Source organism: Paraburkholderia sp. JPY465 (assembly GCF_050436725.1).
GTDB classification, from domain to species: domain Bacteria; phylum Pseudomonadota; class Gammaproteobacteria; order Burkholderiales; family Burkholderiaceae; genus Paraburkholderia; species Paraburkholderia youngii.
The window spans coordinates 1,461,257-1,471,331 of sequence record NZ_JBNDMT010000006.1; the positions used below are offsets into that span (position 1 = coordinate 1,461,257).

A 10,075-nucleotide genomic window follows, 5' to 3' on the forward strand; every position below is an offset into this window, starting at 1 on the left:
GGGTGAGCCATGAAGCGGTTGTTTTCGATGACGGTCCCGATGGCGGCCTTGCTGGCCGCGGCCCTGATGCCGGCCGCGGCGTCGGCGGCCGACCTGAGCGCGGCGCAGATCGTGGAGCGCAACGTCGCTGCGCGCGGCGGTCTGAAGGCGTGGCACGCCGTCAACACGATAACGATGACAGGACAGATCGACGTGGGCGGCACCAAACCAGTCAAGCTGCCGTTCACGATGACGATGAAGCGGCCGCACAAGAGCCGCTTTGAACTTCGTTTCGACAATCAGACCGCGTATCAGGTCTACGACGGTTCGCAAGGCTGGAAAGTCCGGCCGTTCCTCGGACGAAATGACGCCGAGCCTTATACGTCCGCCGAGGCGAAATCGGCCGCGAACACCGCCGATCTCGACGGCCCGCTGATCGACTACGCGAGCAAGGGCAGCCAGGTCGCGGTGCAGGGCATGGATACCGTGGAGGGCCACCGCGCCTACAGGCTCATGCTGACGACGAAAGATCACACCGAGCGTCATGTGTGGATCGACGCGACGAACTTTCTCGAGCTGAAAATGGATGGCGACCCGCGCAAGCTTGACGGGCGCATGCACAACGTCGCCGTCTACTTCCGCGATTACCACGCGGAAAACGGCCTGGTCGTGCCGCATACGCTCGAGACAATAGTCGCGGGCGTGAAGCAGACCCATCAGATGACGATTCAGCACGTGACGGTGAATCAGGCCGCCGACGATTCGCTGTTCGCCAAGCCGCAACTCGTCATGGTCAAGGTGCCGGCTCGCTAGCGACGGCAGCACACCGGGAGAAGGTCATGAAACGGATTTCTTGGTGGTGGTTGCTGGTGGCGATCGCCGCCGCGTTCGCGCTGGAGCAGATGCCGGCCGCGAGGTCGGACGACAGCCTTGGCACGGAGGAAATCGTCGCGAGGAACGCCGAGGCTCGCGGCGGCGCGGATGCCTGGCGCAAGGTCATGTCGATGGAGTGGGTCGGGCACGTGGACAGTCCGAATGCACCCGCGTCGAATCTGCCATTCATGCTCACGTTGAAACGTCCCGACCTTACTCGCTTCGAGGTCACGGCGGCCAATCAGATGATCGTGCACGTATTCGACGGCAAGGAAGGCTGGAAAGTGCGCCCGTCGGGAAGCGGCGGTCCGGATGTGCGCCCCTATACGAGCGATGAAGTGAAGTTCGCGCGCGACGCGCAGGTCATCGACGGCCCGTTGCTCGATCACGCCGCGAAGGGCATCGACGTCGCACTCGAAGGCACCGACAAGGTCGAAGGACGCGATACCTATCGTCTGTCGCTGCGCTTGCCCTCCGGTGCGACGCGCCACGTGTGGGTCGACGCGCAGAATTTCCTCGATGTGAAGTCCGACCGCGAGGCGCGCGGTCCTTCGGGCCAGCCCGCGATCGTCGAGGTGATGTATCGCGACTTCAGGGACGTGGATGGCGTGCGGATTCCGTTCGTCATCGAAAGCGGCCCGATCGGGACGGATAGGAAAGACCGGCTGGTGATCGACAAGGTCACGCTCAATCCGCCCCTCGACAGATTGACGTTCGCCAAACCTGTTTGGCAGGGGCGGCACGCTTCCGTCACGATCGGCGCCGACACCTCGCCGGCGAGCGGCTCGCCGGTCCGGCCGGTTCCTTAGTCATGCGCCGCGCCGGGTTCTTTGGGGTAGCGGCCGCGCTTGCCGCGCTGCTGCTGGCCGGCGTGCAACTAGCGCGCGGCGCGCCTCCCATCGATGCCGGCGAGTCGATCTACCAGCGCGGCATTGCCGGCTCCGGGGAAGCGGTTCAAGCGAGCCACGATGGCGGCGTGCGCATGCAAGGCGCCGCCGTCGCATGCATGAATTGCCACCGGCGCAGCGGGCTCGGCGCGCGCGAAGGCAACAACACCATTCCGCCGATCAGCGGGCAGTATCTGTTCCACCCGCGGGTTCAGAATCCCGAGGAGCTGGAGATGCCCTACGTCGACGGCATGCGGGCCAATCGCGAGCCGTACACGGACGCGACGATCGCCCGTGCGATCCGCGAAGGCGTCGACTCCGAGGGCAAGCCACTCAGCAATCTGATGCCGCAGTTCGCGCTGAACGACGCGGACATGGCGGCGTTGATCGGCTATCTGAAGCGGCTCGACCGGCGCAGGGCGCCGGGCGTCACGGATACCGTGCTGCACTTCGCGACGATCATCACACCGGACGCGGATCCGGTGAAACGGCGCGGCATGCTCGACGTGCTGGAACATTATTTCGCCGACAAGAACGCTTCGCCGCTCGGTGCAACGCCGCCGCTGCGCACCTCGCGCAAGATGATGTTCATGGTCAACCGGCGCTGGGAGTTGCATGTGTGGGAACTGCACGGCCCACCCGAGACCTGGCACGAGCAGTTGAAAGCGTATCTGACGCAGCAACCCGTATTTGCGGTGTTGTCGGGAATCGGCGGCAAGAACTGGGCGCCCGTTCACGACTTCTGCGAGCAGGAAGCGGTGCCGTGCCTCTTTCCCAACGTCGACGTGCCAGTCGAGACCGACCAGGACTTTTACTCGATGTATTTCTCGAAGGGCGTTCTGCTCGAGGCCGGGCTGATCGCGAAGCGTATTCTCGACGCGAATAGCGGCTCACCGGCTGGCATGGTGAAGACCGTACGCCAGGTGTATCGCGCGGGCGACAGCGGCGAGGCGGCGGCGCTTGCGCTCGCGAGCGCACTGAAGGACCACGGCGTGAGCGTATCGAGCCACAGGCTCGCGCCGGGCGATAGCGTTGCCGAAGCGCTTCGCGGTGCGCGTGGAACAGATGCGCTGGTGCTGTGGCTGCGGCCACCTGATATCGCGGCGGTCGCAGGCAAGCCGCCCGCTTCGACTCAGGTCTTTGTGTCGGGACTGATGGGTGGCCTGGACCGCATACCCTTGCCGCAAAGGTGGCGCGACGCCGCGCGTATCGCCTATCCGGTCGACCTGCCCGAGGGACGGCGCGTGCGTGTCGATTACGCGTTCGGCTGGTTCGCGATCAGGCATATTCAGGTCGTCGACGAGCGCGTTCAGGCGGATACCTATCTCGCGTGCGGGCTGCTCGCCGAGACCCTCAGTCACATGGCCGATGCGTTCGTCAGAGACTACCTGGTAGAACGCGTCGATGACATGCTCGACCATCGGATCCTGACGGGCTACTATCCGCGCCTGACGCTCGCGCCGGGTCAGCGCTTTGCCTCGAAGGGCGGTTATCTCGTTCGCTTTGCGCAACCCGAGAACACGCGTGTCGTTGCCGATGGCGCGTGGATCGTGCCCTAGCAGCCGGGCAGGGCGGCATGACAGCGCCGCCGGCGCGCATCAGCCGCTGACCGTCAGCAGACGCCGGTAGCGGTCCAGCACGCGCGGCACGTACTGACGCGTCTCGGGGATCGAAGGGATGCGATAGCCGGCCTTGATCACGGCGTTCTCGCCCGCGTTGTACGCGGCCAGCGCAAGTTCCATGTCGTCCTGGAAGAGATCGAGCAGGAAGCGTAGATAGCGCGCGCCTGCCAGCACGTTGTCGCGCGGATTGAACATGTTGCCGCCCGAAAAGCGCCGCGCGGTGTCGGGCATCAACTGCATGAGACCTTGGGCACCTTTGTCCGATACCGCATTCGGGTTGTAGCGCGACTCGACGTCGATCACCGCGCGCAGCAGTTCGGGCGCCACGCGAAAGGTGCGGCTTGCTTCTTCGATCACGGCGCTGAATGTGCTGTTTGTACGTTTCGCACTTCGCTCGGGCGGCGGGTCCCCCGCGACGATCACGCGCAGTCCCGCCGTGCCCGGTGTATTGGTCAGGACGATCGCACCTTGGCTGTCGACCGCGCCAAAGATGTCCGCATGCGCGAGCCCAGTTGATGTCATGCCGAGGGTCATCGTGACCGCCCGAAGCGTACTCGCCGACAGCAAAAAAGAGCGCTTGCGCATGTTCGACATCCCTCCGCGTCGTCATTGTGAGTCGCGCAAAAGGACCTGAGCAATGGGGCACCCTCCTACTTTTGGAGGTGCGCCGAGGAGGGTATTTACTGATTTGCAGGAATGTTACATCTGTAACGAATCGTGAGATCCGTCAGGCTTGGCTATTGTTTGTCATTCGCCTCAAGGAAGGAAAATAGTTCCGATGGGGGCGGATGGCGTAGTTTGTGCTACCTCGCATTCGCGAAACACAGGAAGGACGCACTTTATTCCTATTTTTACCAAAATCAGTTTTTCCGTCGAACGTATCTGTTTTGAAACGTTTTTCGCCAACTTAGTTAATCAAACTAAAGGTTGCGTCGTGCTTCCCGACTCTGGAAAAGGTCCTGAGCCAGATGGCGCGAACCTTGCACAGCAAGGCCGCGCGGGCAATCGGATGTGGTCAAAAAATATGTTAAGTCAAAGTAAGGATAGGTTAATTTATTGGAAAGAAATATCCAAGGAATCAGAAAGAAATATTTGAAAGAAGAAAATCGTCCTGCCACAGGCGCTTACGGTTGATGAATCAACCGTCCATGCTCTAACGAGGGAGTGGGGATCGTGAATACCAAATATCGCGTCCTGGTCAGCGAGGATCATGATCTGCTGCGAAAAGGATTGTGCTCGATGCTGTCAGCACAAGGCGAATTTCCTGTTGTCGGAGAGGCGACGGACGGCAAGCAAGCCTGCCAGTTCGCCATGGCGCTCAATCCTGATCTGATCCTGATGGATCTGTCGATGCGCGGCATGAACGGCATCGACGCGAGCGCGGCGATCAAGCGCCGTTCGCCTCACGTGCGTATCCTGGCGCTCACCGTGCATCAAAACGAGGAGTACGTGCGTGAAGCGCTGCGTGCGGGCGTCGACGGTTATGTGCTGAAAGATGTTTCGTTCGACGAACTGATTGTTGCGATGCGCGCGGTGATGCAGGGAAAAAAGCATCTGAGCGCCGATGTGTACGGCTACATGGTCGACTCTTTCATTACCGGCCGCGAAGCAGTGGCGCCGAAGAACGCGTGGGACATTCTCACGGCGCGCGAGCGCAGTGTGCTGAAGCTGATTGCTGAAGGGCGTACCAACCGCCAGGTCGGAGAGTATCTGAACCTCAGCCCGAAGACGATCGAGAAGTATCGGGCGAGCGTGATGCACAAGCTCGCCATCGAGAATCTGACGGAACTCGTGCTGGTCGCGATCAGCATGGGGCTGTTGACTTCGCTCGCGACCAAATGCGCGGAACGCGATTCCGACAAGCCAGTCCAGCCGCCGGTTGCGCATCCGGAGCCGCCAGCGGCACCCGGCGATGTCGAGGAACTGCCAGCGTCGAGGCTCAGTGGACCAGCAGCCGGATGAGGGCAGCGCGCGGGGGTGAGCCGGCGGTGTCCGTCAAAGCGTCCAACTCGCCGATACGAGTGTGCCGATGGCGTCGGAAGAGTGGATCGAGAGAAAGCCACCCTGCGATTCGACACGGTGTTGCATGCCGGCGAGGCCGAGGCCCATCGAACCAATGTCCTCAGGTGACAGGGGGCGCGTATCGTAGCCGGTGCCGTTGTCCTGAACGGTGAGCAGCAGACCGGTGTCGATCCGTTGCAGGGTGAGCCGGATCTCGGTTGCCGCTGCGTGTTTGACGATGTTATTGAGCGCTTCCTGAGCGAGGCGGAAAATGTCCGCCTTCAGGTAGTCGGGCACATCGCGGTCGTCGACGTCGCAGCGGAAGTTCACCGCCAGGCCTTCGGCACTGCGCTCGACGCGCCGGCACAGCGTGCTCAACGCGACGGCGAGACCCAGCCGGTCGAGTGCTAGCGGACGGAGTTCGCCGCATATCTGTCGCATCTCGCCGATCGCCTCGCGGATTTGCAGGACGGTGGCGTCGAGCTTTTGCGCGGCGTCTTCGGCTTGTCCGTGACGCAGGCGCATGCGCGAGTCCTCGACCATCAGCTTGATCAGCGTGAGCGCCTGGCCTAGACCGTCGTGCAGTTCGGCGGCGAGGCGTTGACGCTCGCGTTGCTGACCGATCATCAGATACTTCAGCCGATCGCGGGCCGCCGCTTTGGGGAGATGGACGCCAGGCGCAAGCGAGGCATCGGCTGCAAGGGGTTCCTCGAAGAGCATCAGTTGCGCGGCTTGCCCATCGGGCGGTCTCTGCTGCGCCTCGTCGGACGCGATCGGTTGGCGGTGCAGTAACAGCAAGGTGGGACGGCCATTGCGCAAGGTCAGCATCGTGGTGATCGGAGCAAAGTCGTGAGCGGGATCGACCGATAGCTGGGCGGCGAGCGATGCGCGTTCGCCCTCGGGCGCCATGTCAAGCAGCGAGCGGCCGACGAGTTCGCCGTTCGCGTATCCGAGCAACGCTGCGGCGCTGCGGTTCACCGACAGGAACGCGCCATGCGCCGACAGGATCGCAAGCGCGGCGCCGCGCGCGTCAGTGACGTTGTCCAGTCGCGTTTCGTCGAGTCGCGCCGCGATCCCAAGCTTGCGCATCGCATCGACAAGGTCGCGCAACCTCAGTTGCCGTGCAGCGGGCGGAGGTGCCTGCATGGGATCTCCCCAGCGAGTTTGCTTAAGGAAACCTTAAGCATTGGTTATGAATTGTAGGTCCGCGCACGTCGCTCTGCCAACGGGACAACTACGCACGTCACGCGGGGGACACTCCGCTTTATGCGGGGTGGATGTTACCGCTGGTAGACGTACCCTACCGCGTTTTGGGGGACTTTATCCAATGACGTGCGCGGGCGATTTCATGAGACTGAATTGAACGGCCGGGCGCGTCGCTGTGCTTCTTATCGCGCCATTGCCATTCCATTGTCTCAGGAGACCCCATGAAGACGAACCGCACATGGATGATCCGCGCGCTCGTGCTGACCGGCGCAGGGCTGACAGGCGTCGGCACCGTGGCCGCGACTGCCGAAGACGTCGCCGATGGCGCCGCGATCGAGGTGCAACATCATCAGGCGACGGACATGCAGCCGGCGCCTGCCGGGAAGATGGCCCATGAGATGGCCCACGACACCGCGATGCACATGCATCACCACCATGACATGACCACGGGCACGGTGCGCTCGACTGTGCAATACACACTGCCCGCGGTGACGCTGGTTCGCGACGACGGCAAAGCTGTTTCGCTCCCCGACGAGCTGAACGACGGCCGTCCGGTCATCCTGACGTTCATCTACACGAGTTGCACGACGATATGCCCAATGGTCAGTCAAACCTTCGAGGAATTGCAAGCGAGGCTCGGCGCCGACCGTGACAAGGTTCATCTCGTGTCGATCTCGATCGATCCCGAAGAGGACACGACAGCCCGCCTGAAGGCCTACGCCGCCCGCTTCGATGCCGGCCCCGAGTGGCAGCACTACACCGGCACCGTCGAGGCTAGTATCGCGGCTCAACGCGCGTTCAACGTCTATCGTGGCGACAAGATGAATCACACCGCCGTAGTCTTTTTCCGCGCGGCACCCGGCGAGCCGTGGCTGCGTCTGGACGGTCTCGCAACGCCGGCCGAACTGCTGAGTGCTTACCACGACGTCGTCGCCTCGAACTAGTCATGGCGGGCCGCCAGGAGCGAGCAAAGTGGCGACGACTTATCACGTACTCATCGCCGAGGATCAGCATCTGTTGCGCGGCGGTCTCCGTACGATGGTGTCCTCCCTGCCTGACTACACCGTCGCGGGCGAGGCGACCGACGGTATCAAGGCGTGCAGTCTCGCCTGGGCCATCCGGCCCGATCTGATCCTGATGGATCTCTCGATGCCAGGCATGAGCGGCATCGAGGCCATTACCGTGATCAAGTATCGGATCCCGCAGGTGCGGATCATCGCGCTGACGATCCACAGCAGCGACGAACACGTGCAGGAGGCGTTCGCGGCGGGCGCCGATGGCTACGTGATCAAGGACGCCTCGTTCGAAGAACTCGTCGGCGAAATGCGCCTCGTGATGGAGGGCAAACGCAACCCCGCGTTCGAACAGCATGCCGGGAACGGCGTATCGTGCGATCCGCTGCCAGGCGTTTCGCGCCATGCGCAGCTATGGCACACCTTGACCGCTCGCGAACGCGCGGTGCTGAGGCTTGTCGCGGAAGGCTGCACCAATCGGCAGGTCGGCGAGTATCTGCAACTCAGCCCGAAGACCATCGAAAAGCACCGCGCGAGCCTGATGCGCAAGCTCGACGTGACGAACGTCACCGGCCTCGTGCTGATCGCGCTCGACATGGGTGTGCTGCCGTTGTCGAAACCGGCGCGCGCGCTCGATCGCTTCCTGTGAACGACGCGGGAACTGGAGGGTCTTTACCCATCCCTTTGGTCTGGTCTCCCTACTTCTTGCCGGTGTCCACCTGAACAAGAATGAGTAAAACGGCTCTGGTGTTATCGGGCCGGTGGGTCGACAGAAAGGGGGCACCGTGCGCAACGAATCTTTCCCGATCAGGGCCGCCATGCGCAGCAGCGTGACGTTCCCTCCAGGCATTGGCGATGCACGTCGGCGCAACGGCGGTTTCACGCTGCTCGAACTGCTCGTGGTCATGGTCATCATCGGCTTGCTCGCGGGGCTGGTCGCGCCGCGCTATTTCGAACAGGTTGGCAAGTCGAACACCAAGATCGCGCGGGCCCAGATCGACTCGTTGAGCAAGGCGCTCGATCAATACAGGCTCGACATGGGCGTCTATCCGACGACCGAGGAAGGCCTTCAGGCTCTGATGACCAAACCTCAGGACGCAACGAACTGGAGTGGCCCGTATCTGCAGAAAGCGGTGCCGCCGGATCCGTGGGGTCGCCCCTACCATTACCGCTCGCCCGGCGAGCATGGCGACTACGACCTGTACTCGCTTGGTAAGGACGGCAAGGCGGGCGGCACCGGTGAGAACACGAACGTCACGTCCTGGTAGTGCGGCTCTCAGCGAGGAGAATCGACGTGAAGTACCTGCTGCGCGGCTTCGATACCAGCGGTTCAGTGCAGACGCTTCGCGTCGACTGCGATTCGTCCGCAGCCGCAATAGCGCTCGCGCGCGCAAGGGGATTGCGCGTGGTGTCGGTACGCGCGCAAGCGCGAGGTCAGCGCCGGTCTGGCTGGAGCGCAATGCCGGGCGCGAAATTCAACGTCGAGCTGTTCGCGCGCGAACTCGCGGCATTGCTCGATGCCGGCGTCGGCGTGATCGACGCATTGCGCACGCTACGCGGCAATGAGCGCCGCGAGGCGTCGGCGGAGATCTATGGCGATCTGCTGCGGCAGCTCGAAGAAGGGCACTCGCTGTCCGCGGCGCTCGAGCATGCTAGCCGCGTGTTTCCCCCTATCCTCGTGGCGTGCGTGAAAGCCAGTGAACAGACCGGCGGTCTTGCCGACAGTCTGACGCGCTATTCACGCAACAGTGCGCTGCTTCACGAACTGCGCGGCCGCGTGGTGTCGGCCGCGATCTATCCATCCGTGCTACTGCTCGTAGGCGCGGCCGTCGTGCTGTTTCTGCTGGGTTTCGTCGTGCCGCGCTTTGCGACCCTGCTCGAGCATAGCGGACGCGAGCTGCCGCTGCTCTCACAGTTGCTGATGGCCTGGGGCGGCATGGTGCATGCCCACGGAATGGCCATCACTGTGGGCCTCGCCGTGGTGGCGGTGACGGTCGGCGTCGCGCTGCGCCGGGTCGCGGCGCGCAACTGGATCGCGGATCGCCTGCTCGCATTGCCGGGGATTGGTCTGCACTTCCGCGTGTTTCGCCAGTCGCAGTTTTTTCGCACTACAGCGATGCTGGTCGAAGGCGGCATTCCCGCCACGCGTGCCTTCACACTCGCCAGTGGACTTGTGAGCCGGGCCGATCAGACGGCCGTGGAAAGTGCCATGCAGCAGGTACGCAATGGCGCGAGGATCTCCGACGCGTTCCAGCAAGCGGGTCTCGCCAACGCGATTACCTATCGCTTGCTGACCGTCGCTGAGAAGACCGGTGGCCTGGGTCCTGTTCTCGACAGAATCGCCGCATTCCAGGAAGCGCAAGTGTCGCGCACGATCGATCTGATTTCACGACTGATCGAGCCGGCGATGATGATTTTCATCGGCGTGGTGATCGGAGGGATTGTCGTGTTGATGTACATGCCGATCTTTGAAATTGCGTCGAGCATCCAGTAG

Annotated in this window: 11 protein-coding genes; 9 read left to right on the top strand and 2 right to left on the bottom strand. The window is 62.8% G+C overall.

Annotated elements, in window-relative coordinates; all coding sequences use genetic code 11:
- Window positions 1-9 precede the first annotated feature (9 nt).
- From QFZ94_RS40090 to QFZ94_RS40100, 3 genes are read left to right on the top strand one after another with little or no spacing between them, the layout of a single operon-like run.
- Entirely contained in the window at window positions 10-792 is a 783-nt protein-coding gene (locus QFZ94_RS40090) for an outer membrane lipoprotein-sorting protein (RefSeq protein ID WP_368581527.1), read from the top strand.
- 26 nt (window positions 793-818) lie between these two features.
- Entirely contained in the window at window positions 819-1,661 is an 843-nt protein-coding gene (locus QFZ94_RS40095) for a hypothetical protein (RefSeq protein ID WP_368581528.1), read from the top strand.
- Window positions 1,662-1,663: 2 nt separating this feature from the next.
- On the top strand, window positions 1,664-3,298 hold the full coding sequence (locus QFZ94_RS40100) for a c-type cytochrome (RefSeq protein WP_429463499.1): 1,635 nt from the start codon (window positions 1,664-1,666) through the stop codon (window positions 3,296-3,298).
- A 39-nt stretch (window positions 3,299-3,337) separates the two neighbouring features.
- Here the strand turns inward: QFZ94_RS40100 and QFZ94_RS40105 are convergent, their stop codons facing one another.
- Window positions 3,338-3,946 (bottom strand): lytic transglycosylase domain-containing protein, encoded by a 609-nt coding sequence (locus QFZ94_RS40105; RefSeq protein WP_429463501.1) that lies wholly within the window; start codon window positions 3,944-3,946, stop codon window positions 3,338-3,340.
- Window positions 3,947-4,139: 193 nt separating this feature from the next.
- Here QFZ94_RS40105 and QFZ94_RS40110 point away from each other — a divergent pair, with 193 nt between their 5' ends.
- Together QFZ94_RS40110 and QFZ94_RS40115 are read left to right on the top strand one after the other, a co-directional pair.
- Window positions 4,140-4,457 (top strand): hypothetical protein, encoded by a 318-nt coding sequence (locus tag QFZ94_RS40110; protein WP_429463504.1) that lies wholly within the window; start codon window positions 4,140-4,142, stop codon window positions 4,455-4,457.
- A 77-nt stretch (window positions 4,458-4,534) separates the two neighbouring features.
- Window positions 4,535-5,323 (top strand): response regulator, encoded by a 789-nt coding sequence (locus QFZ94_RS40115; protein WP_176108491.1) that lies wholly within the window; start codon window positions 4,535-4,537, stop codon window positions 5,321-5,323.
- A gap of 33 nt (window positions 5,324-5,356) precedes the next feature.
- Here QFZ94_RS40115 and QFZ94_RS40120 read toward each other — a convergent pair whose 3' ends face one another.
- Window positions 5,357-6,508 (bottom strand): histidine kinase, encoded by a 1,152-nt coding sequence (locus QFZ94_RS40120; RefSeq protein WP_429463506.1) that lies wholly within the window; start codon window positions 6,506-6,508, stop codon window positions 5,357-5,359.
- A gap of 422 nt (window positions 6,509-6,930) precedes the next feature.
- Here QFZ94_RS40120 and QFZ94_RS40125 point away from each other — a divergent pair, with 422 nt between their 5' ends.
- The 4 genes from QFZ94_RS40125 (at window position 6,931) to QFZ94_RS40140 (ending at window position 10,075) form a co-directional block, all read left to right on the top strand.
- Window positions 6,931-7,512 carry an SCO family protein gene (locus QFZ94_RS40125; RefSeq protein ID WP_429463694.1) on the top strand — a complete coding sequence of 194 codons (582 nt, stop codon included), beginning with the start codon at window positions 6,931-6,933 and terminating at the stop codon, window positions 7,510-7,512.
- A gap of 28 nt (window positions 7,513-7,540) precedes the next feature.
- The gene (locus QFZ94_RS40130; protein WP_410848433.1) at window positions 7,541-8,230 is read left to right on the top strand and encodes a response regulator; all 690 of its coding nucleotides are present in this window, start codon (window positions 7,541-7,543) and stop codon (window positions 8,228-8,230) included.
- Between the two features lie 169 nt (window positions 8,231-8,399).
- Window positions 8,400-8,849 carry a type II secretion system major pseudopilin GspG gene (gene gspG, locus QFZ94_RS40135; protein WP_429463696.1) on the top strand — a complete coding sequence of 150 codons (450 nt, stop codon included), beginning with the start codon at window positions 8,400-8,402 and terminating at the stop codon, window positions 8,847-8,849.
- A gap of 26 nt (window positions 8,850-8,875) precedes the next feature.
- Window positions 8,876-10,075 carry a type II secretion system F family protein gene (locus QFZ94_RS40140; protein ID WP_368581534.1) on the top strand — a complete coding sequence of 400 codons (1,200 nt, stop codon included), beginning with the start codon at window positions 8,876-8,878 and terminating at the stop codon, window positions 10,073-10,075.